The 25,939-nt window shown below is 54.8% G+C and carries 26 protein-coding genes and 1 tRNA gene; 5 read left to right on the plus strand and 22 right to left on the minus strand.

The genetic code is table 11. From position 1 onward, the window contains the following. Positions 1 to 145: 145 nt before the first annotated feature. The 5 genes from AC097N_RS16545 to AC097N_RS16565 all read left to right on the plus strand — a co-directional run bounded on the left by AC097N_RS16545 (position 146) and on the right by AC097N_RS16565 (position 3,644). A complete protein-coding gene (locus tag AC097N_RS16545) occupies positions 146 to 598 on the plus strand; it encodes a CHRD domain-containing protein (protein WP_479582933.1) in 453 nt (150 codons plus the stop codon). A 134-nt stretch (positions 599 to 732) separates the two neighbouring features. After that, positions 733 to 1,008, plus strand: coding sequence for a DnaJ domain-containing protein (locus AC097N_RS16550; RefSeq protein ID WP_479582936.1), 276 nt, complete (start codon positions 733 to 735; stop codon positions 1,006 to 1,008). Between the two features lie 13 nt (positions 1,009 to 1,021). Continuing rightward, positions 1,022 to 1,588 (plus strand): hypothetical protein, encoded by a 567-nt coding sequence (locus AC097N_RS16555; protein ID WP_479582938.1) that lies wholly within the window; start codon positions 1,022 to 1,024, stop codon positions 1,586 to 1,588. Between the two features lie 35 nt (positions 1,589 to 1,623). Continuing rightward, positions 1,624 to 2,370 carry a hypothetical protein gene (locus tag AC097N_RS16560; RefSeq protein ID WP_479582940.1) on the plus strand — a complete coding sequence of 249 codons (747 nt, stop codon included), beginning with the start codon at positions 1,624 to 1,626 and terminating at the stop codon, positions 2,368 to 2,370. Between the two features lie 38 nt (positions 2,371 to 2,408). After that, positions 2,409 to 3,644, plus strand: coding sequence for a hypothetical protein (locus AC097N_RS16565; RefSeq protein ID WP_479582941.1), 1,236 nt, complete (start codon positions 2,409 to 2,411; stop codon positions 3,642 to 3,644). Here the strand turns inward: AC097N_RS16565 and AC097N_RS16570 are convergent. From AC097N_RS16570 to AC097N_RS16675, 22 genes are all read right to left on the minus strand, one after another. Beyond that, on the minus strand, positions 3,590 to 4,612 hold the full coding sequence (locus AC097N_RS16570; protein ID WP_479582942.1) for a Stealth CR1 domain-containing protein: 1,023 nt from the start codon (positions 4,610 to 4,612) through the stop codon (positions 3,590 to 3,592). The genes AC097N_RS16565 and AC097N_RS16570 overlap by 55 nt on opposite strands. Before the next feature lie 92 nt (positions 4,613 to 4,704). Further along, a tRNA-Pro gene (locus AC097N_RS16575) sits at positions 4,705 to 4,781 on the minus strand. 38 nt (positions 4,782 to 4,819) lie between these two features. Next, positions 4,820 to 5,269 carry a MerR family transcriptional regulator gene (locus AC097N_RS16580; RefSeq protein WP_479582946.1) on the minus strand — a complete coding sequence of 150 codons (450 nt, stop codon included), beginning with the start codon at positions 5,267 to 5,269 and terminating at the stop codon, positions 4,820 to 4,822. A gap of 102 nt (positions 5,270 to 5,371) precedes the next feature. Beyond that, complete coding sequence (locus AC097N_RS16585; protein WP_479583066.1) at positions 5,372 to 5,731, minus strand: integration host factor subunit alpha; 360 nt, start codon at positions 5,729 to 5,731, stop codon at positions 5,372 to 5,374. 8 nt (positions 5,732 to 5,739) lie between these two features. Continuing rightward, positions 5,740 to 8,178 (minus strand): phenylalanine--tRNA ligase subunit beta, encoded by a 2,439-nt coding sequence (gene pheT / locus AC097N_RS16590; RefSeq protein WP_479582947.1) that lies wholly within the window; start codon positions 8,176 to 8,178, stop codon positions 5,740 to 5,742. A 25-nt stretch (positions 8,179 to 8,203) separates the two neighbouring features. Beyond that, positions 8,204 to 9,280 (minus strand): phenylalanine--tRNA ligase subunit alpha, encoded by a 1,077-nt coding sequence (pheS, locus tag AC097N_RS16595; RefSeq protein WP_479582949.1) that lies wholly within the window; start codon positions 9,278 to 9,280, stop codon positions 8,204 to 8,206. A gap of 111 nt (positions 9,281 to 9,391) precedes the next feature. Further along, positions 9,392 to 9,751, minus strand: coding sequence for a 50S ribosomal protein L20 (gene rplT, locus AC097N_RS16600; RefSeq protein ID WP_114968774.1), 360 nt, complete (start codon positions 9,749 to 9,751; stop codon positions 9,392 to 9,394). Positions 9,752 to 9,776: 25 nt separating this feature from the next. Beyond that, on the minus strand, positions 9,777 to 9,980 hold the full coding sequence (gene rpmI, locus AC097N_RS16605; protein WP_092758776.1) for a 50S ribosomal protein L35: 204 nt from the start codon (positions 9,978 to 9,980) through the stop codon (positions 9,777 to 9,779). A 173-nt stretch (positions 9,981 to 10,153) separates the two neighbouring features. Further along, entirely contained in the window at positions 10,154 to 10,747 is a 594-nt protein-coding gene (gene infC / locus AC097N_RS16610; RefSeq protein WP_479583070.1) for a translation initiation factor IF-3, read from the minus strand. Positions 10,748 to 10,836: 89 nt separating this feature from the next. Continuing rightward, positions 10,837 to 12,762 (minus strand): threonine--tRNA ligase, encoded by a 1,926-nt coding sequence (gene thrS / locus AC097N_RS16615; RefSeq protein ID WP_479582951.1) that lies wholly within the window; start codon positions 12,760 to 12,762, stop codon positions 10,837 to 10,839. 262 nt (positions 12,763 to 13,024) lie between these two features. Further along, positions 13,025 to 14,344, minus strand: a complete 1,320-nt coding sequence (aceA, locus tag AC097N_RS16620; protein ID WP_479582953.1) for an isocitrate lyase — start codon at positions 14,342 to 14,344, stop codon at positions 13,025 to 13,027. Positions 14,345 to 14,630: 286 nt separating this feature from the next. Next, a complete protein-coding gene (gene glnT / locus AC097N_RS16625; RefSeq protein ID WP_479582955.1) occupies positions 14,631 to 15,959 on the minus strand; it encodes a type III glutamate--ammonia ligase in 1,329 nt (442 codons plus the stop codon). A gap of 2 nt (positions 15,960 to 15,961) precedes the next feature. Next, complete coding sequence (locus AC097N_RS16630) at positions 15,962 to 16,099, minus strand: hypothetical protein (protein ID WP_479582957.1); 138 nt, start codon at positions 16,097 to 16,099, stop codon at positions 15,962 to 15,964. 74 nt (positions 16,100 to 16,173) lie between these two features. Then, on the minus strand, positions 16,174 to 16,443 hold the full coding sequence (locus tag AC097N_RS16635; RefSeq protein WP_479582959.1) for an aminotransferase class III-fold pyridoxal phosphate-dependent enzyme: 270 nt from the start codon (positions 16,441 to 16,443) through the stop codon (positions 16,174 to 16,176). A gap of 44 nt (positions 16,444 to 16,487) precedes the next feature. Then, positions 16,488 to 17,957 (minus strand): aldehyde dehydrogenase, encoded by a 1,470-nt coding sequence (locus AC097N_RS16640; protein WP_479582962.1) that lies wholly within the window; start codon positions 17,955 to 17,957, stop codon positions 16,488 to 16,490. A gap of 36 nt (positions 17,958 to 17,993) precedes the next feature. Beyond that, positions 17,994 to 18,854, minus strand: a complete 861-nt coding sequence (locus AC097N_RS16645) for an ABC transporter permease (protein ID WP_479582965.1) — start codon at positions 18,852 to 18,854, stop codon at positions 17,994 to 17,996. Between the two features lies 1 nt (position 18,855). Next, positions 18,856 to 19,782, minus strand: coding sequence for an ABC transporter permease (locus AC097N_RS16650; RefSeq protein ID WP_479583074.1), 927 nt, complete (start codon positions 19,780 to 19,782; stop codon positions 18,856 to 18,858). A gap of 10 nt (positions 19,783 to 19,792) precedes the next feature. Then, the gene (locus AC097N_RS16655; RefSeq protein WP_479582967.1) at positions 19,793 to 20,893 is read right to left on the minus strand and encodes an ABC transporter ATP-binding protein; all 1,101 of its coding nucleotides are present in this window, start codon (positions 20,891 to 20,893) and stop codon (positions 19,793 to 19,795) included. 95 nt (positions 20,894 to 20,988) lie between these two features. After that, the gene (locus AC097N_RS16660) at positions 20,989 to 22,152 is read right to left on the minus strand and encodes an extracellular solute-binding protein (RefSeq protein ID WP_479582969.1); all 1,164 of its coding nucleotides are present in this window, start codon (positions 22,150 to 22,152) and stop codon (positions 20,989 to 20,991) included. A gap of 88 nt (positions 22,153 to 22,240) precedes the next feature. After that, complete coding sequence (locus AC097N_RS16665) at positions 22,241 to 23,650, minus strand: aspartate aminotransferase family protein (protein WP_479582970.1); 1,410 nt, start codon at positions 23,648 to 23,650, stop codon at positions 22,241 to 22,243. 33 nt (positions 23,651 to 23,683) lie between these two features. Then, positions 23,684 to 25,051 (minus strand): glutamine synthetase family protein, encoded by a 1,368-nt coding sequence (locus AC097N_RS16670; RefSeq protein WP_479582973.1) that lies wholly within the window; start codon positions 25,049 to 25,051, stop codon positions 23,684 to 23,686. Further along, entirely contained in the window at positions 25,051 to 25,860 is an 810-nt protein-coding gene (locus AC097N_RS16675) for a gamma-glutamyl-gamma-aminobutyrate hydrolase family protein (protein ID WP_479582976.1), read from the minus strand. Before AC097N_RS16675 ends, AC097N_RS16670 begins: the two co-directional genes overlap by 1 nt. Positions 25,861 to 25,939: the final 79 nt, after the last annotated feature.

Genomic DNA, 25,939 nt, shown 5'->3' on the forward strand with positions numbered 1-25,939 from the left:
TATAAAAACAATAGCTACTCCCGCACGTGGGACGGGGGCTAGATGCCGATTTGTTACAAATAATTCATGCAAAATGACCCCAAACCGGCAGCCCGCTCCTACACTCGCGTGACATCCCCGATCAACCCACGCAGTCAGGCACAGCATGCGATTTCCTGTTTCAAGGCTATTTTTGTCCATCGTGCCGGCCGCGCTGCTGGTCTTGAGCGGCTGCAGCACACTGCAGCCTGATGCGCACCTGGCGGCCTTCAGCACCCAGATGACCGGCATGAACGAGGTGCCATCGGTCAACACACCCGCCACTGGCCGCATCGCGGCGCTGTTGGACAAGAACACGCGTCTGTTCCGCTGGAAGGTCAACTTCAGCGGCTTGAGCGGCGCGCCCACGGCGGCCCACTTTCATGGCCCCGCCGCCATTGGGGCCAACAGCGGCGTGACCCTGGCCTTCAAAAATCCGGTGCAAAGCCCCGATGAAGGCCGGGCGACCCTGACACCCGCGCAGATGGCTGACTTGCTGGCCGGAAAATGGTATGCCAACATCCACACAGCAGCCCACCCGGCTGGCGAGATCCGGGGCCAACTGATCCTGCGGGAATAAACCGTCCAAGCCCAACTAAAATACCGGGTTGGCGCGGACGCAGGTCGGCGTCCCTGGGCCTCCAATGAGGCCTCCCCTTGTGTCGGACCGGTTGAACCCAACCTTGTCCTGTCGCACCAACCGTCAAAGCAGGCATGAGAGACCACTACGCAACCCTGGGGCTGAGCAGCGATGCAACGCTGGCCGATATCAAAAAGGCGTTTCGCCAAAAAGCGTCCCTGCACCACCCGGACCGAAACACAGCGCTGGACGCGGCCGAGAAATTTCGGGCCGTGCAGGAAGCCTATGAGGTGCTGTCTGACGACCTGAAACGCCAGGCCTACGACGACAACCGCCGCCGCAACCTGCTGGACAGCCCGATCGACACCGCGCGTGACATTTGGCAAAGCTATTTCAAACAACTACTGTGACCCCCGATCGACCATGAGAATTTCTCCCTTTTTCCGCCAGCTCCGCTCCGCCTACCAGGCTGAACTCGATGATTTGACCTCTGATTCAGAAGGCAAGGACGTGTTGCGCCAGCGCTTGACCCAGAAGCGCAAGGAGCTTGGCTTCCTGCTGCAGATGATCGAGTTCAGCCCCGAGATGGTGGCTGTGGTGTTTCACCAGGCCTTTCGCTTCAAGTCCCCCGGCGCCATGGACCACCTGCTCACGCACGAGTCCGAAGACTTTCCGGAGTGGGACACGCTGGCCGATTCAGTCCAGATGGCCCCCTGGGCCCTGGAGCTGTCGCAGATCGTGCTCAAGGAACCCAAGGGCGAATGGTTCATGACCGTGGTCGCGGGTCTGGAGTACATGTACAGCAAGCCGGACCCGGCCATGGCCGCCCGGGATGCCCGCGAGGATGAGGGTGACGAGGACGACAACACCGATGAAGACGGTGAGGAGAACTTCAACGAGTTTGACGCCGATGAAGAACAGGACGCCCGCGCACGCAACGAAGCGGGCGCCGACTGGATGGTCGAACAAGGTTTTGACCGCAAAGACTGATCTCCCTTGACTGACAAAAAAAATAGAAAGCCCAGATGAACCACCTTGCCCTCATCGAAAGAACACAAAGCCTGATTGCCTCGGGTGACATCGTCGGCGCCGAAGCCGCGCTGGTGGAACTCGCCGACACCGAAGGCGACCGCGCCCTGATGGTGGTGCTGGAGCAGTTACCGCCCAAAGACATCCTGGCGGTGATTCGCGAGTACGACAACTCCAAGGAGTCCGTCATCAACCTGCTGGTCACCCCGGCGCAGTTTGCCCGGGCCGTGGTGATTGAAAAGCAGTACAAGGACTTGACCCGCACGCACCTGCGCGGCATGGTCAACTCCATCATTTTCCGGGACGACGCCGATCCGGTCGAGTTCATGGAAGCCATTGGCAGCCTGGACGGCGGCAGCGAGGCGCTGGCCGACTACTTCTCCGAAAAGTGGAGCCGCATTGAGGCCTTTGCCCGTTGCGGCACGTTTGATACCGTCGAGGACGATGGCGAGATGCTGTCCGACAGCGCCTTGCTGGCCTCGGCTTATATCAAACCACGGCTGGAACAAGACGAAGTGGCCGACCAGGACTGGATGGAACTGGCGTGGATCCTGCGCTACCTGTGCCCTGACCTCTTCATTGAAATGCTGCTGGTGTTGCGGGCCAAAGCCCGTGCGTTTGAAGCCGGACTGGGTGAAGAAGAGGAATACGAAGAGGACGACGGCAAGGTCGAAACCGGCGACACCGACCGCGGTAAGGCCACCCCTGTGGCGCGCGAGTCGGACGAAGAGTCCGCCATCTAGGCCCCCAGCAAGCCGACGCTCCACCCAGCACTGATTTCATGATGTCAACGAGTAATCCGTCCACTGAACCTTCGGTCATATCACTGTATGACGCGCGTCCGTTTTTCGAGAAAGCGCTGGTTTTTGGCGTGCAACACGGCCTCATCGACCAGGCCAAGCTGGATGCCATCTGCACGGACGCCCCCAAAGGCATGGTGCAAATTGCCCGCTACTTCGGGAACGAGAACCTGCGGCCTGAGCTTGAAAAAGCCAAAGACCGCATGGTCAACCTGGTCAGTCTTTACCTTGAGAGCAGCACGGGCGGCGATTTGCGACGGGCCGCAGAATCCCTGCGCGACCATTCGTTCATGTCACGCTCCAAAGGCGGCTCGGACATGCTCAAGGCCTTGATTGCCATGCCGCAGAACAGCCACTTTGGCATGAACGAGCGCGGCGGTTTCAACGACGAACACATTCCGCTGCTGGCCAAATGGTCGCTGCGCAGTCTGCCCGACTACCAAGCCGAATTGGCCCAGCGAAGCCAGGTGGCACTGGTGGTGGATGCCGCAATCTGGCTGGCCGACGCCTTGGGCATGGACGTCAGCGAACTCGAAGAGGCCGGCAAAGACGCCGAAGCCGTCATTCGCACAGCGCTGCTGATGAGTGCCGCCAAACGCACCGAGATGCCCGATTGGGTGGCCTTCGAGAAGCTGATTACGGTGTTGCGCAAGAAAAGCATGACGACAAAAACCGTCATGCTGGACATCCCCACGCCGCGACATCTGCCCGAGCAGTTCAAACCGGTGATTGACGCCGTGCGGCATTCCGTTCTGAACGATTTGCCCAAAATCCTGGACAGCACCCTGCCCGCCAGAAAGCTGTTTGACCAGACACCCGCGTTCATGGGTCGGTATTTTTGGGTGGAAGACGCCTTGAGCGAGGTCGACCACTTTGACCGCGTGGCATCCGACACCTGGACCAAGGCAACCAGCGGCCACCAGGACGAAGGCTCGCTGCTGACCCTGTTTTTATGCGTAGCCACCCACACGGCGCCCAAAACGCTGCTGACTGAAAAAGGCGCCTCCACGCTGATTCGCAAGATCCGCAAATCGGGGCTCCACGCCGAACTGGCGAACCAATACATCCAGACCCATGCGCCCCAGCAGTACCAGGACGACTACCTGCAGATGTGGGCCAATTTCATCGAAGAGGGCCAGAGCACGCTGCAAAGCGACTTTGACTACGCGCTCACAGACGCCCTGGCCTTGCTTCGACGCGAATGCAACGTGAAGTGACCTTCAAAGATCGATGGGTGGGGAAATACTTCCTGCAAGGCCTCCCGGACCAGCGCCAGTCGGGGGTCATGGGGATGTGCATCATCCGTGGTGTCGTTGACACAAAAAAAGTCAAGCACACCGACGGTGGAAACCAGAAGGTCAAGTTGCATCTCTTCGGCCGCAGCACCTGTTGAGACATACAAATGCGTGTAATCCCGTGTTTTTGCAACGCCGTTGGCCAAGGCCCAACGCATTACAAAGTCCGAGATGATCGTGGGTTTGTCCCAGGTTCTGAAAACCGTTGAACGCACCACCTCAAACAAATCTGCGGCTATATCCTCAAGTTCAAAAAGAACGGACCGAAGCATAGGCCTGGGCGAGTGCGCAAAGGTCCGGAAAGTGTGCGCATAGGGCTCCGACATGTGACGCTCGTTTGAGCTGAGCCATTGTTTGGACAGTCGGCAGGCGTTTTCCAGCGCAGTGGCATCGGGCTGGAGAGGCTCATCAGTGACTTCGGGCTCGTCGGACCAGGCAACATAAATGCCACCGTCCCAGAACCAGTCATTGACGTCCACCGGCGCACCAAAAAATACGTCGTCATTGAAGTAGAAATACCGCTCCGACAAATTCGGAATTCGATGGATGTAGGACTCAATGTTGCCGGAGTCAAAAGTCGGCAAAGACGTTTCCGGGATCAAATCGCGGTGGTCAATGACCGTGAGCCGGCCCGAAATACGCAGCCAGGATGGCGTCTGAGCGTCCGTGACAATATAGATATGTCCATGATCAGGAAAGAATTTCTCCAGCGCACGCAAGCTGTACCGAAGTTCGTCGTTGTCCCGAAAGCGGCCCTCCACATTACCGTAAACCGCCAAGGTATCGCGATGACCCGGGCTCATTTTCTCCACCGCAAGTTGGCGTTTGGTCCTCCAGGCTGGGTCATTGCCATTTACCCAAAGGTAAACAATATCGATGGGTTCGTCCATTTTCACAAAAAAAACATAGCCCGCTTCAAGCTTTAGCCCTAGAAATGACAAAAGGGTTAGCAAGAAATACTTGCTAACCCTTTTGAATTTTTTGGTCGGTGTGAAAGGATTCGAACCTTCGACCCCTTGCACCCCATGCAAGTGCGCTACCAGGCTGCGCCACACACCGATCTAGCCTCAAATTATAACCCGTAGATCACCCAATCCTCAGCATGAAAGCGAGAGGAGATCACGAATTTCAAACAGTTCACGTCGCAAGAACATCAATTGGGTCGAAGCCTCTTCGGGCACAACACCCATCATGCTGTCGTCAAAGTCAACAATTTCCGGATCCAGGCCCTCAATGACTTCAACGCCATCCAGCATGGTGTCCCCGTTGTGTTTTTTATCACGTTCCGACTGCAAGATTTCCTGCATCTTGTTTCGTGCACCGCTGATCGTAAAACCCTGATCATAGAGAAGATCCCGTATGCGACGAATCATCAGCACCTCGTGGTGCTGGTAATAGCGGCGATTACCACGTCGCTTCATCGGACGCAGTTGCGTGAACTCCTGCTCCCAATACCGTAGCACATGAGGTTTTACGCCACACAAGTCACCGACTTCACCGATCGTGAAGTAGCGTTTGGCGGGGATGGGGGGGAGAACATTCTCCATTTAAATCAATGCTGTAGAAGGCAAAGCGTCAAGATTACTCTAAGTGGTCCCGGTATGTAAAGCTGCATTGCTTAGCGTGACGTAAATAAATAAAAGGCTTCATTAACGTCCCGCGGGCGGGCGGCCTTGATCCTGAATCTGCTCTTTGAGTTTGTGGCTGGCGTGAAAAGTTACAACCCGGCGCGCCTGGATCGGAATGGCCTCGCCAGTGCGTGGATTGCGACCAGGACGGGGCGCTTTGGTCCTGATCTGGAAGTTGCCGAAACCAGATATTTTCACGTCATTCCCATCAACAAGGCTATCGGACACCAAGTCGAAAAATGCGTCAATCATGTCTTTGGACTCACGTTTGTTCAAGCCAATTTGCTCAAACAGCAATTCGGCTAGCTGCGCTTTGGTTAGCGCGGGCGTCTCCAGACTTTCAACCGAAATGTCCATTGCGTCCTCTTTCTTGTTTTTTATTCGATGGATCAGGCGCGCTGACGGGCACCCAGCTGAGTTACCAGCGCGCTCACCACGGCTTGAACAGCCGCCTCAATCTGTTCTTCCGTCAAGGTTGCGTTGTCACCATTGAGGGTCAATCGCACGGCCAGGCTTTTCTCACTACTTGACACAGCTTCGCCATCAGCATCTTTCGCTGGTTTCGGGCGATACACGTCAAACAGCGTCGCGTCGCGCAGTAAACCAGAAGTGGGAGCAGACCATACGGCAGCCATCAAGGCGGCGTGAGTGACGGACTCATTCACCATCACAGCGATATCACGCTCCACGGCCTGAAGTTTGGCGACGGCCTTGAACACAGGGACTGTGCGCTGCAACACCGCGTCGAGCTCAAGCTCAAACATCAAGGGCGCCTGCACCAAGTCGTAAGCCTGACGCCACCGAGGGTGAAGCTCACCGACGAAGCCGATGGCGGAACCGTCCAGCCAGACCTGGGCGCAGCGTCCTGGGTGCATGGCCGGGTGTTCGGCGGGCGTAAACGTAGGATTGTGTGGCGCCAGCAAGGCTTCCACATCACCTTTGAGGTCAAAAAAGTCGGCCCCCTGCTGTTTACGGCCCCACTTCGGCAAATCAGTATTCCCACACGACATGCCCGCCACGCGCATAGGCTGATGAAAACCCTCCACAGTCGTGTCGGTGTTCTTGACCGAGGCATCGCGCAGAAAAACGCGGCCCAGTTCGAACACTCGGACTCGCTGGGCTTTGCGGTCAAGGTTAAATTTCAAAACTTGTAGCAAAGAACCTAACAAGGATGAACGCATAACGCTCATCTGGCTCGCAATCGGGTTAAGTAACTTGATCGGATTGGCGTTGCCAGCAAGCTCATGCTCCCACCGCTCGTCCACAAAACTAAAGTTAATGGTTTCCTGATAACCTAGTGCAGCAATCGCACGGCGCACCGCAAACGGGCTGCGTTGGGCTTCAGGCCGAATCTTGGCCGTGATGGGCGCCAAGGGTGGCGTATGCGGCAAATTGTTGTAACCGACCATACGAGCAACTTCTTCGATCAGGTCTTCTTCAATCTGCAGGTCAAAACGATAGAGAGGTGGCTCAACGGTGATGACGCCATCGGTCTGCGTCATGGGTAGGCCTAAACGCTCTAACGCATCGACACACTGCGCCTGCGTGAGTGGCATACCAATGATTTTTCCGGCGCGCGCTACGCGCAAGACAACCGCACCCGGCACAGGCAAATTCACCTGCAAGTCGTCGATAGGGCCGCAAGTGGTATCAGCAGTCCCGCAGATGTCGATGATGAGTTGGGTGATGCGTTCAATATGCTCCACCGTCTGGCTGGGGTCTACCCCGCGCTCAAACCGGTGGCCCGCATCCGTGGAAAAATTGAACCGACGTGAACGGCCAGCGATTGCTTTTGGAAACCAGAAGGCCGCCTCGACATAGACGTGCTGCGTGTCATCTGACACAGCAGTTGCATCGCCGCCCATGATGCCGGCCAGAGACTCCACTTGCTGATCGTCGGCAATCACCCCTACTTTTTCATCAACGGTCACGGTGTTGCCGTTAAGCAGCTTGAGTTGTTCGCCAGGTTTTCCCCAGCGCACGTCCAGTCCCCCGTGGATTTTGTCCAGGTCAAAAATATGTGATGGCCGACCCAGCTCGAACATCACGTAATTCGAGATATCTACCAAGGCTGTGACACTGCGTTGACCGCAACGCGCCAAGCGATCCACCATCCACTGCGGCGTAGTGGCCTTTGGGTTGACGGAGCGAACCACCCGACCGGAAAAACGACCACACAAATCAGGTGCGCTGACTTTGACGGACAAATGGGCTGCATTGCTCACGGTGGCAGATGGAAAACTCGGCACATTCAATGGCGCGCCTGTCAATGCGGCTACTTCACGTGCCACGCCATACACGCTCAGGCAATGTGCCAGATTGGGCGTCAACTTGAGGGTGAAGAGCGTGTCGTCAAGGTTCAAGTGCTGACGAATGCTCTGTCCCAGAACCGCATCTGCCGCGAGTTCCAAAAGGCCGCCGTGCTCCTCCGACAATTTGAGTTCGCGAGCCGAGCACAACATGCCCTGACTCTCCACACCGCGCAACTTGCCGACTTTGATGAGAAATGGCTTCCCGTCTTCTCCTGGCGGCAACTCGGCGCCGACCAGTGCCACCGGCACTCTGATGCCAACCCGGGCATTGGGTGCACCGCACACGATGTCCAGCAACTCGGGCTGGCCCACGTCGACTTTGCAGACGCGCAGGCGATCGGCATTGGGATGCTGCACCGCCTCCCTGATCTCGCCAACCACGATGTGAGTGAATGGCGGCGCAACCGACTTAAGGTCTTCAACTTCAAGACCGGCCATGGTGAGCGTTTCAGCCAGTTGCTCCGTAGACAGCGATGGGTTACAGAATTCGCGCAGCCAGGATTCAGGGAATTGCATAGTCAGCTCTTCTAATCAGTATTTATTATTGAAATTGCGATAGAAAGCGGATGTCGCCGTCAAAAAACAGGCGAAGATCATTCACGCCGTAGCGAAGCATGGTGAGCCTGTCGGGGCCCATGCCAAACGCAAACCCAATGAACTTTTCAGGATCCAGCCCCATATTGCGCACCACATTGGGATGCACTTGGCCAGATCCAGCCACTTCCAGCCATCGACCTGCGAGTGGGCCCGTCTGAAACTGAATATCGATCTCGGCGCTGGGTTCAGTGAAAGGAAAAAAACTGGGGCGAAAGCGTAGCACCAGGTCATCCGACTCAAAGAAGGTGCGACAGAAGTCCGTGAAGACAAACTTGAGGTCCTTGAAACTGACGTTCTCCCCCACCCACAAACCCTCGCATTGGTGGAACATGGGTGAATGCGTGGCATCGCTGTCAACGCGGTAAGTGCGGCCAGGTGCAATGACGCGGATCTCAGGCATGGAGCCAGAAAACAGGGCATCGTTCGACTGCCCTTGCTCAACCAAGGCACGGTGCTGCTTGACGTGCTGCACGGCATGGCGAATTTGCATGGGACTGGTGTGGGTGCGCAGCAAGTTGGGAGCCGTTGCAGAGCCGCCTTCCACATAGAAGGTATCGTGCATAGAGCGTGCCGGATGGTCCTCCGGCGTATTCAAGGCTGTGAAGTTGAACCAGTCTGTTTCGATTTCAGGCCCTTGCGCTACATCGAAACCCATTGATCCAAAAATAGCCTCAATCCGTTCCAGGGTGATGGACACGGGATGTAAACCACCCTGCCCGCGCTGGCGACCGGGCAAGGTGACATCCAGTGCTTCAGCCTGCAGTTGCGCCTGCAACTCGGCATCTGCCAGGGCCTGGCGGCGCTGGTTCAAAGCCGCTTCGATCGCCTGCTTGGCGAGATTGATAGCCGCGCCACGGGACTTTTTTTCATCGACCGTCAAGGCAGCCATGCCCTTCATCAACTCGGTGATACGACCAGACTTGCCTAGGAAAATGGCTTTCGCGTTCTCCAGGTCTGCGGGGGTTACGGCCTGCGCAAAGGCCACCTGTGCGCTATCGACGACGACATTCAACTCGTTCATAAATTCTCTTGAATTCTCTGGTCATTGAAAAAGGGCTAGCGCTCTTTCAAGCTCTAGCCCTTGTTTCTATTGCTTAGAACACTATTCAATGAATAGCGAACCGCCGTGAATTCAAGCAGCCAGCTTGGCCTTGACTTGTTCCACGATGCCGGCAAATGCGGCCATGTCATGCACAGCGATATCAGACAGAACCTTGCGGTCGATCTCAATGTTCGCTTTCTTCAGACCATTGGCGAACTGGCTGTATGTCATACCACACTGACGAGCAGCGGCATTAATACGGGCAATCCACAACTGACGGAAGACACGTTTCTTGGTACGGCGGTCACGGTAGGCATATTGCCCAGCCTTCATTACCGCTTCTTTGGCGACGCGGTAAACATTACCGCGGCGACCGCGAAAACCTTTTGCAAGGGCTAAAACTTTTTTATGGCGGGCGCGAGCCGTTACACCACGTTTGACGCGAGGCATGTGATTACTCCTTGTTCGTCGTTAATTAAATACCACGGCCTGGCAGCATCTGTGCCATGTGACCCATATTGGTCTCATGAACAGTTGCGGTACCACGCAATTGGCGTTTATTTTTAGTGGTCTTCTTGGTCAAGATGTGACGTTTGAAAGCGTGACCGCGTTTAACGGTGCCACCTGGACGGACGCGGAAGCGTTTTTTCGCCGCGCTCTTGGTCTTCATTTTGGGCATATTCATGCTCCTTTTTCATTGTGCTCGTGAGGCGTCTGCAAACTACTTGCAGCCTTGTTGGCCCCGAGCCACTTTTAAGTAGCAGATTTAAACTTGCCACTTTTAAATGACGCCCGCTAAAGCGTCATTTTTCACAAAATACCTGCTGCAGGAGCAGGTACTCCGCAAAACTTTTACGATGCCGACGCTGGAGCGGCTTCCGCCGCTGGCTTTGCAGCAATCTTCTTCTTGCCGGGAGCGATCATCATGATCATCTGGCGGCCTTCCAACTTGGGAAACTGCTCAATCAGGATCAAGTCGCCCAACTCGGTGCGAATACGATTCAACAACGCCATACCAATCTCCTGGTGTGTAATCTCACGACCACGAAAACGCAGTGTGATCTTGCACTTATCACCTTCAGCCAGGAAACGCTTGATATTGCGCAGCTTGATGTTGTAGTCACCGTCATCGGTACCCGGACGGAACTTGATCTCTTTGATCTCAATAACCGTCTGCTTGGCTTTCGCTTCCGCCGCTTTCTTCTGCTCTTGGTATTTAAATTTGCCGTAATCCATCAAACGACAGACTGGCGGAACCGCCGTAGCGGAAATTTCAACCAAGTCAACATCCAAATCACCCGCCATACGAAGCGCCTCCATGAGGCTAACTACGCCGAGTGGCTCGTTTTCAACTCCAGAGAGTCGAACCTCCGGAGCCATGATTTCCCGGTTCAGGCGGTGTTTGCGTTCTTCGCGGTGACGGCGGTCACGAAATTCAGTAGCGATGGCTTAATCCTTCACAAATTCTGCTACGAAAACCGTAGCTACAACCGCTTGGCACACGCCGACAAACCGCAATCTCGCTTGATATCAGCTTAGACGACAGACTTGTTGGTGATGTCATCTGCGATTTTTTGCACGAATGCATCGAGAGACATCACACCGAGGTCTTGACCACCCCGGGCGCGCACAGCAACGGTACCTGCTGCCTTCTCTTTGTCACCCACGACAAGGATGTACGGCAGCTTTTGCATTGAATGCTCGCGTATTTTATACGTTATTTTCTCATTGCGTAAATCGGTCACCACCCTAAGCTCTTGATTTGGCAGTGATTTTTTCAATTTTTCGACTATTTCACGACAGTAATCGGCCTGCGCATCGGTGATATTCAGAACCGCAACCTGTACCGGAGCCAACCACGCGGGCAACGCTCCGGCACTTTCCTCGATCAAAATTCCGATGAATCGCTCCAAACTGCCCACGATGGCGCGGTGCAGCATGACAGGCCGATGACGGGCCCCATCCTCACCCACGTATTCGGCATCCAGTCGCTCAGGCATTGAAAAGTCGACTTGAATCGTGCCACATTGCCACTGGCGCCCAATCGCATCCTTCAACGTGTATTCAATTTTGGGGCCATAAAACGCGCCCTCGCCAGGAGAAATCTCAAACTCGCAGCCCGACGCCCGCAAGCTTTCAATCAAGGCGGCTTCTGCCTTGTCCCAAATTTCGTCAGAGCCGATACGCTGCACAGGACGGGTGGCGACTTTGTAGATGATGTTTTTAAAGCCGAAGTCGGTGTATACCTTCTGCAGCAATGCGGTGTAATTGACACACTCCGCCAGAATCTGCTCTTCAGTGCAGAAGATATGGCCATCGTCCTGGGTAAAACCACGCACTCGCATGATGCCGTGCAGTCCGCCCGAGGGCTCATTGCGGTGGCATTGACCAAATTCGCCGTAGCGCAAGGGCAGGTCACGGTAGCTTTTGATACCCTGCTTGAAGATCAGAATATGACCTGGGCAGTTCATAGGCTTCAAGGCGTATTCACGTTTCTCTGACTCGGTCGTGAACATGTTCTCACGGTACTTGTCCCAGTGGCCCGTTTTCTCCCACAGCGTCTTGTCGATGATTTGCGGACCCTTGACCTCCTGGTAACCATTGTCCCGGTACACCTGGCGCATGTACTGCTCCACGCCTTGCCAAAGAGTCCAGCCTTTAGGGTGCCAAAACACTAACCCTGGAGCATGGTCGTCAATATGAAACAAATCCAGTTCACGCCCCAACTTGCGGTGATCGCGTTTTTCAGCCTCTTCGAGCATCATCAAATGCTGCTGCAACTCATCCTTGGTCGCCCAGGCTGTGCCGTAGATTCGCTGCAACATTTCATTTCGATGATCGCCACGCCAGTACGCACCCGCCAGCTTCATCAACTTGAAAAATTTAAGCTTTCCAGTGCTAGGCACGTGAGGGCCACGGCAAAGATCTTCGAACTTGCCTTCACGGTACAAAGAAACATCTTCGTTGGCAGGGATGCTGGCAATGATTTCCGCCTTGTAATGCTCACCCAAGCTCTTGAAATACGCAACAGCCTCATCCCGTGGCAAAACTCGTCGGGTGACGGGTTCATCCTTGGCAGCCAGCTCCGCCATCTTTTTCTCGATAGCCGTCAAATCCTCGGGCGTGAAGGGACGCTTGTAAGAGAAATCGTAGAAGAATCCGTTCTCGATCACGGGTCCGATCGTCACCTGCACATCAGGAAACAACTCCTTGACAGCGTAAGCTAGCAAATGCGCCGCCGAGTGGCGAATCACATCCAGTCCATCAGCATCTTTGGCCGTGATGATGGACAGCGGGCTGTTGGTCTCGATAAGAAAACTGGTGTCAACCACCTTGCCATTCACCTTTCCAGCCAGAGCGGCCTTGGCGAGACCTGCACCAATGGAGGCAGCGACTTCAGCCACAGTCACAGGTTGCGGAAAGTCACGTTGAGAGCCGTCAGGAAGTGTGATTTGAATCATGATGAAAGGCTGGAAAGAAGTGGACCAAAAGAAAAGCGCGGGTCAGACCGCGCTTTTCTATGAATTTTGTAGCTGCCTGCGCACAAGGCGCGCGGACTAGCGGCTCGTGAGCTATATAAACTGTGCCGGTGTCGTTCGCGGTGTCATAACCAGGCTGCCTTTCTCGCTCTTGTTGCGTATGAGAGGGTTGAGTTTAACAAAAAAAGGGTCTGTGCCACCTGTTACCAGATGGCGCAGACCCGTTTGGATTTAACCGCCGAGCTTAGTGGAACTGCTCTTCTTCAGTAGAACCCGTCAGCGCTGTCACGCTGGACTTGCCACCTTGAATCACGGTTGTCACTTCGTCGAAGTACCCGGTACCCACTTCTTGTTGGTGAGACACAAAGGTATAACCACGGTCACGGGCTGCAAATTCAGGCTCTTGCACCTTCTCAACATAGGCAGTCATGCCGCGTGCGACGTAGTCCTGAGCCAAGTCAAACATGTTGTACCACATGGAGTGAATGCCAGCCAAGGTAATGAACTGGTATTTGTACCCCATGGCACCGAGCTCGCGCTGGAACTTGGCGATGGTCGCGTTGTCCAGGTTTTTCTTCCAATTGAACGAAGGCGAGCAGTTGTAGGCCAGCATTTTTCCGGGATGCTTGGCATGGACTGCGTCAGCAAACTTCTTGGCAAACTCGAGGTCAGGCGTACCGGTTTCGCACCACACCAAGTCAGCGTATTCGGAATAGGCAACTGCGCGGCTGATGGCTTGATCCATGCCCTTTTTCGTCTTGTAGAAACCTTCAGCTGTGCGCTCGCCGGTCAGGAAAGGCTTGTCATTCTCGTCATAGTCGCTGGTCAGCAAGTCCGCAGCTTCAGCATCAGTACGGGCAATCACGAGTGTGGGCACGCCACAGACGTCAGCCGCCATACGGGCTGCAATCAGCTTCTGGCAGGCTTCTGCGGTAGGAACCAGCACTTTGCCGCCCATGTGACCGCACTTCTTCACTGAAGCCAATTGATCTTCGAAGTGAACGCCAGCCGCGCCGGCCTTGATCATGGCCTTCATCAACTCAAACGCGTTCAAAACACCGCCGAAGCCAGCTTCAGCATCAGCCACGATAGGTGCAAAGTTGTCGATGTAGCCTTTGTCGCCGGCATCAATACCTCTTGAATGCTGGATTTCATCAGCACGACGGAAGGTGTTGTTGATGCGCTCAACCACGGTTGGCACCGAGTCCACGGGGTACAGGGACTGGTCGGGGTACATGGAAGCGTAAGAATTGTTGTCAGCAGCAACTTGCCAGCCAGACAGGTAAATGGCCTTGACACCAGCCTTGACTTGCTGCATGGCTTGACCGCCGGTCAATGCACCCAGGCAATTGACATAGGCCTCTGTATTGACCAGGTTCCACAGTTTTTCAGCGCCGCGGCGGGCCAAGGTGTGCTCGATGGGGAACGAGCCGCGCAGACGCACAACGTCAGCCGCGCTGTAACCGCGTTTGATGCCTTTCCAACGGGGGTTGGTGGCCCAGTCTTTTTCCAGGGCGGCGATTTGTTGTTCGCGGCTCAGTTGCTCGGTAATGGTTTGCGGCATGAGATCACTCCTTGGGTTGATTGAAACGGTATGCACCAGATGCTTAAGCAATTCCAGTGCCGATGAATTGATTCTAAGTCTTGTATAAGACTTATTTTTAATCTTATGTCTTATACAAGACTAAATTTAATTTCAAATAAAACAAGCACTTACAAATCATATTTCGCAATACAAAATCATTTTTTTCTCTATGAGAAAACATGACGCACCGCAACATTTAGATTTTTCACTCAATGCATATGCATTTTTGCATTGTGAAATAAACAATATCGCAAGCAAATTAGTCTCAAAATGCATTGGCGTAGCGTTGCATCTCCCAGGCACTGACGTGTAGGCTGTACTCATCCCATTCAAGCCGCTTTAGCTTGATGAACTCCGCGCAGAAAGCTGTACCCAAGCGATCGATTAACACGTCGTCAGCGTGAAGGGCATCCAATGCCGAATTCAAATCACGCGGCAAACGTGCCGGCATTGGTGCACCACTCGCCTGTTGCTCGTACAGATCGAGGTTGCAGGCTGGTGGGGCAACCATCGCGTGGTCGATACCATGCAACCCGGCGGCAAGCGTGGCGGCAATTGCAGCGTACACATTGCAAGACGGATCCGGCAAACGCCATTCGATGCGCCCCGCCACGGTTCGAATCACGCACGTCCGGTTGTTATCCCCAAAACTTTTCCACACGGGCGACCATGTGGTTCCAGAAGCACTGTGACTGCAAGCCAACCGTTTATAACTATTCGCTGTGGGCGCGCAAATGGCGCTCAGAGCATCGGCATGCTGCAGTAAACCGGCTACAAAACTGTACCCCGCTGGGCTCAATTCCAGCGGGTCGGCTGCACCCGTGAAAACAGCTTTGCCTTGAGCATCCGTCACACTGAGATGAAAATGCAATCCGCTACCCGGCGCATTGGCAAATGGTTTTGGCATGCAACTGAACGTCATGCCATGTTGCTGAGCGACCGCATGGGCCGTCATCTTGAACAGCATATATCGATCTGCAGCAGCCAGCGCATCGTCAAACCGGTAATTTATTTCGTACTGACCGCAGGCATCTTCATGATCAATCTGTTGCAGGTCGAAATCAAGTTCAGTCAAGGTTCGGCGCATATCGTCGAGAAAGCCTTGGTTACGGTAAATCGATTTCAGGTCATAGGAGGGCTTGTCCAGTTGATCATGCTCATCGGCACCTTGCCACTGACCCGCCGCATTCTGTTTGAGCAGGAAAAACTCAGGCTCGATACCTACCCACAAGCTCCAGCCACGCTGCTTCAAGCATTGCAATTGTTTCTTTAGCAACTGACGGGAGCACGTTTCGAGCGGCTCGCCACCTGCAAAGCCGTCACACACCGCGTGGGCGACACCTGGCATGAATGGCAACGGCCTCAAGGACTCAAGTTGAACCCGTCCGTAGTACTCACTGCGCTTGCCATGGCGCCCCAAACCAGTACCGGCAATACTCGGGCCGGCAAACCCTGCGCCGGTGTCTACCCATTCCTGCAAGTTATTCAATGGAACCAACTTGCCCTTGGCCACCCCATGAATATCGCAGAACTGCGTCAATACACTGTGAATGCCTTTGGCTACCAACGCATCAATCGCTGACTGCACAGCCATGGTCAGCCCTCGAATCCAATAGTCTTGTCCAAAATAGCCAAGGCTTCGTCAAACACCGAGTCTTCAATCGTCAGCGGGAATAAAAACCGAAGCACGATGCCGTAAACCCCGCAGGTCAGCAACAGGAGGCCTTGCTTCAAAGCATTTGGTTGAACCTGTTTGGTGCGATCTGAGTCAGGTGCACCCGTTTGGGGATCAATGAATTCACACGCAATCATGGCGCCAAGCCCCGCACATCAGAAATGGTCTTGTTGTTGATCTGTAGTTTTTTCAGGCGTTCAGTCAAGCGTACCCCCAGCGCATTGGCACGGTCCACCAACTTTTCATCGACCACGACGGCAGACAGCGTGGTACCACCAGCCATGCTTTTGTCCATCGTCATCAAGTGCGGTGAGACCCCGACATGCTCCAAGGCAAACATCTTGCCGGTGCGGGCGAAGTCGGATTGCACCCCGTCGGAAATGAGCACAATGCCAGTTTTCATAAAGGCATTCATGTTGGGATATTCGCTCGTCCATGCCATGGGTGTCAGACCGGGCTGTCGATTCGAATCCAGGTTGTTTTAGTTTCTGTGTATTTATCGAAGGCATGCAATGATTTATCGCGGCCCACGCCGCTTTGTTTGTAGCCCCCAAAAGGCACGGTGATGTCATCTTCGTCATATTGATTGATGTGCACGGTACCGGCACGCAGTGCGCGAGCCACCCCATACGCCTTGTTGATGTCACGGGTCCAGACCGCCGCCTGCAGCCCATACACACTCTGGTTGGCCTGCCGTACCACGTCAGCGGCATCGGTGAACGAAAGAACCGACAACACAGGGCCGAATATTTCTTCACGGGCGATCGTCATATCATTTTTCACGCCATCGAAAATCGTGGGTTGCACATAGCAGCCACCGGTTTCCGCCATGGTTTGCGCTCCACCTGCGAGCAATTGAGCACCTTCACTTTTTCCCAACTCGATGTAGCGCAGAACTGAATTCATCTGCATCTGATCGACCAGTGCCCCCATGACAGTCGCGTTGTCCAGAGGATTTCCTGGTGCATAGCCCGGCACCAGTGCCAATGCTTTCTCGAGAAAGCGGTCTTTGATGCTGGCCTCGACAAACAGGCGCGACGGCGCATTGCAGCTCTCCCCCTGGTTGAAGAAGATGCTGCCTATGGCCGACTCTACGGCCTTGTCCAAATTTGGACAGTCTGCAAAGACGATGTTGGGCGACTTGCCGCCCAACTCTGTCCAAGCGCGCTTGAGGTTGCTTTGACCGGCCATGACATGAATCTGTTTGCCCACACGGGTTGACCCCGTGAAGGCGATGCAGTCAACATCCATATGCAGGGCCAGAGGTGAACCGGCCTCGGGGCCATATCCCGTGATTACATTGAATACACCGGGTGGGATACCCGCCTCAAGGGCCAGATCTGCCATTCGCAAGGCCGTTAAAGGCGATTTCTCACTGGGCTTGAGCACGACCGAATTGCCTGCTGCCAGCGCCGGTGCGATCTTCCAGGACGCCATGATCATGGGGTAGTTCCACGGCACAATCACACCAACAACGCCCATGGGCTCCCGCGTGATGAGTGCCAGCGCAGTACGGGCTGTAGGTGCAATTTCGTCGTAAATCTTGTCAACGGCCTCCCCATACCAACGAATGCAATTCGCCGCACTGTTGACGTCTACCGCTCGGGCGTATTTGACGGGTTTACCCATGTCCAGCGTTTCCGTCAACGCCAATTCCTCACCATGCGTCTGCAGCAGATCGGCAAACCGAATCATGATTTTTTTTCGCTGCGCAGGCGCCAGACCGCTCCAACGCTGATCCTCAAAAGCAGCCCGGGCCGCCCCAACGGCAGCATCGATGTCGGCAGCGCCGCAACGGGCCACCAAAGTCAACAGGCGACCATCGACTGGTGAAATGCACTCAAAGGTTTGCTCATCCATCGAACCAACCCGCTCACCGTTAATAAACGCCCGACCATCAAACTTCATGTCAGTCATGTCATTCCTATCTCAAATCAGTATTCAATGCTTTGACTACTTCGTCGTCAGGGCGGCAAGTTCAGCACGTGTCGCCGCCGCAATGTCACGCTCACGCCGTCTGGTTTGTCGTGCTACCCAGATGCTGTACCCCACGATCACGGTCGTCACAGACCCAATCAACAAGGTGGCCGCCGCATAAATAGTCGGATTGATACCGCGACGCGCATACCCGAAAATCACCTGGGGCAGCGTATTAACACCTGGCCCCGACAGGAACTCGGCAATCACCACATCATCAAACGACAGCGTGAACGCCAACAAAAAAGCCGCCAGAATGGCTTGGAAAATATTGGGCATCGTGATCAAAAAAAACACCTGATGGGGCCGCGCACCGAGGTTCATGGCCGCCTCTTCAATCGAGCGATCCATCTCCAGCAAGCGCGACTGGATAACCACCATGCCATAGGCCATCCCCAGCAAGGTGTGCCCCAGGACAATGGTCAACATACCGCGCTGCGGCCAGCCAAAGAAGTTCTGCGCGCCCACCATGAGCAACAGCAACGACAGCCCGATAACAACCTCCGGCATCACCAGCGGCGCGTTAACCATGCCTGAGAAGGCTGTTCGTCCGCGAAAGCGACGGTACCGAACCAGCACAAAGGCGGCAAATGTAGCCAGTACGGCAGACAACAGGCCGGTCACAGTAGCGACCTTCAAGGACAGCCAAAAGCCCTCAACGATCTTCGTATCGCGCGTCAGCGCCTCGTACCAGCGAAGCGAAAAGCCCGTGAACTGCGCGTCCTGACGTGTACTGTTGAATGAAAACACAATCATGAAGAACAATGGCACGTATAAAAATAGGTAGACCGCAGCCAGCCACATCTTGCCAAAATGCTTTTCCAAGTAGGTGCTCATATCATCCCCCTGCCTTGCGAGAATCGGTCGATTCGCCGGTGTAGTGGTAATAGATGGCCAGCGGGATCACGATCAATCCGATCATGACAACGGCAAGCGCCGTGGCGCGCGGCCAGTTGTTACTGGTGAACATCTCGTCCCAAACGACCCGCCCAATCATGATGTTCTCCGGCCCGCCCAGTAACGAGGGAATGACAAACTCGCCTACCGACGGTATAAAAACCAGCATGAAACCGGCGATGATGCCAGCCTTGGACAAGGGCACAGTGACCAGCCAGAAAGCCTTGAACGGTGAAGCCCCCAAGTCATAAGCAGCCTCCAGCAGCCGAAAATCCATCTTCACCAGATTGGCGTAAAGCGGCAGGATCATGAACGGCAAGTACACATAAGTCATCCCCACCAGCATGGAGACGTTTGTGTAGAGCATGAGAATAGGCTCACTTGTCACACCCAACAGCATCAGGAGTCGATTGAGAACGCCTTCATCAGCCAGAATCCCTTTCCATGCATAGACGCGCAGCAGGAACGAAGTCCAAAACGGAAGCATCACCATCATCAACAAGGCCGGGCGGACACTGGGTAACGACCGGGCGATGAAATAAGCGAAGGGGTATCCAACCACCAGGCAAAGCACTGCTGTACATAGGGCGTACCAGATCGAACGGATGTAAGCCTCAATGTAGATGGTCTTGAACAGATCTCCGTTATCACCCGTTCGGAAGATCGACCAGTAGTTCTCATATTTGAGCTTGAGCAAACCGGTTTGCGAATCCCAAATAGGTTTGAAGGGAGAAATGTCGTTGCCCATGTCCACAAAGCTGATGTAGACAAGAATCAGAAATGGCAAAAAGAAGAAGACAAAAAGCCAGGTGTAGGGCACGCCGATCACGAAACGCCGGCCCGGAAAAGGAATGGATAGTGTTGCCATGTCGTTCCTTTCAGTCGCGAAGAACAACGCCTGCGACATCACTCCACCAGAAGAAAACATTGTCCTCCCAGGTGATCTTGCCCATGTCCTGACGGGAGGTATTAGCCTCTGTGATCTTGACTCGCGAGCCATCGCTCGCGATCACGATGTAGGTGTTGTGTGAACCGAAGTAGGCAATCTCCTTGACCTTACCCGTAAACACATTGCGATCGACAGCCGGGCGCTCCTTGCTGATTTCCATTTTTTCAGGACGAACCGCAATGGCGACAGGCATATTCAGTGTGCCACTCACGCCATGTCCTACCTGAATTTCGCCGATGCCGGTGATGGCGGCGCACCGGTCAGACTCATCCACACTGAGCCGCCCCTCAAACATATTGACCGTGCCGATGAAATCCGCGACGAACCGGTTCGTGGGATGTTCATAAATTTCCTCAGGTGTTCCCACCTGCAAAACCCGCCCCTTACTCATGATCGCGATACGGCTGGCGATTGTCATGGCTTCCTCCTGGTCGTGGGTAACGACCACACAGGTCACGCCGACCTTTTCAATAATGTTCACGAGCTCGAACTGGGTTTGCTCCCTTAACTTTTTATCCAGTGCGCCCAGGGGCTCATCCAAAAGCAAGAGCTTGGGACGTTTGGCCAGACTGCGTGCCAAGGCGACGCGCTGCTGCTGGCCACCCGACAACTGGTGCGGCTTTCGCTTGGCATAAGGACCCAACTGAACCAGATCCAGCATCTCGCCCACGCGTTGCTTGATCTCGCTTTTAGGCAACCCCTCCCGCTTGAGACCGAAAGCCACGTTTTCCCAAATGTCCAGATGGGGAAACAAGGCGTAAGACTGAAACATCATATTGATGGGCCGGTCATAGGGGGGTAACTTGGCTACATCCTGTCCGCCCAGCAGGATACGGCCCGATGTCGGCTTTTCAAAGCCAGCCAGCATACGCAGCAAGGTTGATTTACCGCAACCTGAACTGCCCAGCAAGGCAAAAATCTCGCCCTTGTCAATCGACAAAGAAACCTCGTCCACAGCCACTGCTTCATCAAATCGTTTGACGAGCTTCTCTGTGACCAGATAGCCGTCTTTTGCACCCGCATCCGCCATGAATGGACCTCTTTTTTGTTTTTACAGATTCAGCAATTGAAAAGGGCTGCTTATACGCGTCGTACAAACAGCCCTTGATGTTTCAGGGAAGGGGATTACTTACCTTTTTTGAAACCGTTGTAGGCATTGGCCATCGCTTCACGCGCTTCGTTGGTGAAGCTGTTGGGTGGGATCATCTTGGCAAAATAGTCTGCTTCGACAAATATCGTCTTGTTGCCTGCAATTTCGGGCTTGATCTTTTCAATGGCTGCCTTGTTGGCCGTTGGGTAATTCATCTCATTGGACATGCGTGCAGCGTTGTCGGCGCGCAGGTAGAAATCAATGAAAGCATGTGCATTAAGGGGGTGCTTGGCGTCTTTGGTAATGGCCATGGTATCGAAGAAAATCAGGGCACCCGTGTTGGGCAACAAGGACTCGATCACGTCTTTGGAACCATTGTCTTTGGCGCGACCTGCTGCAATGTTGATGTCACCCGACCAGCCCACGACCACACAAGCTTTGCCACCGGCAATGTCGTCAATCATGGTTGAACTGAACAGGCGAACGTCTTTGCGGACTTTCGCAAGCATCTCGGTCGCCAACTTGTAGTCGGCCGGATCGTTGGAGTAGGCATCTTTGCCCACATAGTGCAGTGCCACCGGAATGATCTCGGTAGGCGAATCCAGATACGCGATGCCGCAGGATTTCAGCTTGGAGGTGTATTTGGGGTTGAAGACCAGGTCCCAGGCGTTTTCTGGCATGGGCATGCCTGCCAAGGCCTTGTCAACTTTGGTCTTGTTGATACCAACGGTAGTGAAGCCCCAGGCCCATGGCACCAAATGCTTGTTGTCTGGGTCCGCTTTGACCAAAGTCCCCATAATGGCTTGATCCAGGTTGGCCAGATTGGGGATCTTTGACTTATCGAGCGCTTGAAGCAGTCCGCCTTCAATCTGTGGCTTGGCGAACACGGTGCCTGGCACCACGATGTCGTAGCCCGTGTTGCCAGCCACCAGCTTGGCGTGCAAGGCCTCATTGGTCTCAAAGGTGTCGTAATTGACTTTGATGCCTGACTCCTTCTCAAAGGCCGCAATCATGCCCTCAGGAATATAGTCGGGCCAGTTATAAATATTGAGAACTTTTTCTTCAGAGTTGACTGCGATCGCTGCAGGCGCGCTGGCAGCAGGTGCCGGAGCGACGACCGCCACCGGCGCCTCTTCTTTTTTGCCGCAGGCGGCCAGGACCACCGCCGAAAGCGCAAACGACCACAGGTACTTTTTCATGATGTCAGTCACTCCAATATTAAGTTTGGGAATTAAAAACTCTAGTTTACGGTAAGCAATAAACAGACCAATTCAGCTTCTTCCCCTTTCAAAGAAGGCCTTTTGCTTTCAGTTCCTTGTGGGTCAGGTCCAAAGCCAGTCGAATCAGGCGCATCATTTCATCAATATCAGCTTCTGTCATCACCAGCGGGGGCGAAATGATCATCCGGTCACCCACGGCCCGCATGATCAGCCCGTTGCGAAAGCAATGTCCACGACACACCATGCCCACCGAGTCGTCGGCGTGAAAACGTTCTTTGGTCTTTTTGTTTTTGACCAAAACCAACCCGGCGACAAACCCACAGGTCTCGGCCACACCCACCAGAGGATGCTCATTCAACTCCACATAGCGTCGGGCCAGATAAGCCCCCATCTCGCCTTTGACGCGCTGGGGCAGTTGCTCCTCTTCCATGATGTCCAGATTGGCAAGGGCCACGGCACAAGCCACCGGATGCCCGCTGTAGGTGTAGCCATGATTGAACTCACCGCCCTGCTCCACCAGAACCTTGGCCACACGATTACCGACCATCACGCCGCCCAAGGGGATGTAGCCACTGGTAACCGCTTTGGCAAACGTCACCAAGTCTGGCTTGTAGCCAAACTTTTCATAGGCAAACCAATGCCCCAGGCGGCCAAAGGCGCAAATCACCTCGTCACTGATCAACAAAATGCCGTATTTGTCCACAATCCTCTGGATTTCCGGCCAATAGGTGTCAGGCGGAATAATCACCCCACCGGCACCTTGAAGAGGCTCCGCAATAAATGCAGCCACCCTGTCAGGCCCCACGGCCAGAATTTCGTCCTCCAACCAGCGCGCTGCGCGAAGGCCGAACTCATCCGAAGTTTCACCTGGCAGGCCATTCTCAAAAAAGTAGGGCTGCTCAATGTGGGTGATATTGGGGATCGGCAGGTCACCTTGCGCATGCATGCCACTCATGCCCCCCAGAGAAGCGCCAGCCATCGTGCTGCCGTGATAGGCGTTGATGCGGCTGATGATCACCTTACGCTGCGGTTGCCCCAGCAGGTCCCAATAGCGCCGAACCATGCGCACATTCGAGTCATTGCTTTCGCTGCCGCTGGAAGAGTAAAAAACATGCTGAAAGCTGCGGTCACCCACAGTGGGTGCCAGCTCAGCCAGCCGTGTTGCAAGGCGAACTGCGGGCACGTTGGTGGTCTGAAAGAAGCTGTTGTAGAACGGCAGGGTCATCATTTGCTGATAGGCCGCGTCAGCGAGCTCTTTTCGGCCGTATCCGACGTTGACACACCAGAGGCCGCTCATGGCATCCAGCATTTTTTCACCCTCAGAGTCCCATACATAGATGCCATCCGCTTTGGTGATCACGCGCGACCCGCGGGAGGCCAAATCCTTGAAATCCGTGAAGGGGTGAAGAAAATGGGCACTGTCCAAGGCCTGTATTTCCCGGGTGCTGAGGTGTTGGGTATCGGTAAACGCATTCATGCTGATCGTCCTTTCAGGGGGCCAATGGTTGAATCAAACGTGCAGAAGCAGATGCTCCCGCTCCCAGGGCGAAATCACTTTCATGAATTCATCAAACTCCAACTCCTTGATCTCTGAATACACGGTGATGAATTCCTTGCCCAGCACCTCGTGCAAGTCAGACTCCCGGCGCAACCAGTCCAGCGCTTCGCCCAGGCTGCGGGGCAGCGAGTAAGGGGCCAGGTAGGCATCACCCTTCATCTCGGGTTTGGGTTTGATCTTGTTTTTGATACCCAGGTAGCCGCAGGCCAGGGTCATCGCCATCGCGACGTAAGGGTTGGCATCCGCACCAATCACCCGGTTTTCTACCCGGCGCGCAGCGGGAGACGAAATGGGCGAACGGATGCCAACCGTGCGGTTGTCATAACCCCATTCGATGTTGATGGGCGCTGCCGTGTTGCGCGACAGACGACGGTAACTGTTGACGTACGGCGCCACCAGCACCATGGCCGCGGGGATGTAGCGCTGCAGGCCACCAATGTAATGCATGAAAGTCTCGGAGGGTGTGCCATCGTCGTTACTGAACACATTCTTGCCCGTGGCCACATCCAGCAAGCTCTGGTGCACATGCATCGCACTTCCCGGCTCCCCGGCAATGGGTTTTGCCATGAAGGTGGCGTACATGTCGTGACGCAGCGCCGCCTCACGCACGGTTCGTTTGAAGAAAAAGACCTCATCCGCCAGACCCATCGGCTCTGCGTGGAAAAAGTTGATTTCCATCTGCCCCGCGCCGACCTCATGGATCAGGGTGTCGACGTTCAGCTCCATCTTGTCGCTGTAGTCGTAGATCTCTTCAAATAGCGGATCGAACTCATTGACCGCGTCAATGCTGTAGGCCTGCCGTGACGTCTCCGCTCGACCGCTGCGTCCGATGGGCGGCTTCAAAAGGGTGTTGGGATCGGTGTTGCGGGCGGTCAGGTAAAACTCAAGTTCCGGGGCCACGATGGGCTGAAGGCCTTCGGCCGCAAACAGGTCGCAGACCTTGCGCAGCACTGACCGGGGCGCGAAAGGCACCAAATTGCCCTGGTGGTCAAAACAGTCATGAATCACTTGCGCCGTGGGGTCGGTGGCCCAGGGAACAATGCGCACCGTTGACGGATCTGGGCGCAACTGCATGTCTTTGTCGGTCGGGTCAATCACGTCGTAGTAAGGGCCACTTTCAGGAAACTCGCCCGTCACCCCCATGGCCACAATGGCCTGCGGCAAACGCATGCCACGGTCCTCGGTAAATTTTCCGCGAGGCAAAATTTTGCCACGGGCAACGCCGGTCAAGTCGGGCACCAGGCACTCCACCTCGGTCACGCGGCGCTCGTTGAGCCATTGCTCCAGATCATTGAAGTTCATTGCTTTTTTATCATTCATCATGGGCTCCCGGCTGCGGCATGCAGCGTATGTTCAGAATCATTCAAGCGGTCATTTTGACGGGCGCGACAGGCATTGCCAAAAGCCTCGAATATGGCGGTGTAAAAAGGCGTTTCCAGACAGCGCCACTCCGGATGCCATTGCACCGCGTAAGCGAAGGCGCCTGCACCCTCCACCTCAAAGGCCTCGACCAGTCCATCTGGCGCGTGACCCAGTGCACGCAAACCCTGAGCCAATTGCCCGATGCCTTGCCCATGCAAGGAATTGACCCGAGCCGTTTCGGCACCTGCCCAGCAGGCAAACACCGAATCTGGCAAAAATTTGACTTCATGGGTCGGCGCGTATTGGTCCTGGTATGAAAGCTCGTCCTGCGCCCGATGATCCATCAACCCCTGTGCCGAATGCACTTGCTGGCGAAGCGTGCCACCCAAGGCCACATTGATTTCCTGAAAGCCCCGGCAGATGCCAAGCAGAGGCACACGCTGTTCAATGCAGGCGCTCACCAAGGCCAGGGTCAGCGCATCACGCGCCATATCCAAAGGCAGGTCTGCATCAGAGAGCTCTTCGTTGAAGTGGGAGGGATGCACATTGGACGGCGATCCCGTGAGCATGACACCATCCACCAGGTTCAGTAGATCGGGAATTTGACTTGCATCGGCCAAAGGAAAAAGTACAGGCTGCGCCAACGCAACATCTTTAACAGCCCGAGCGTATTTGTCGCCAAGAACCAGGAAGGGCATCTGCTTTTCAGAAGACCCCAACAGGCGGTGATCCATTGGCAACCAGACCAGGCATGGTGGTTTGTTCATGAATCTCTCCGTGCTTATAGAGCCATTCTGCTTGTGCAATTGGCTCACAATAGGAGCCATTTAATCCAAGTGTATGGTG

It is taken from the genome of Rhodoferax sp. LS1R11 (assembly GCF_056521395.1).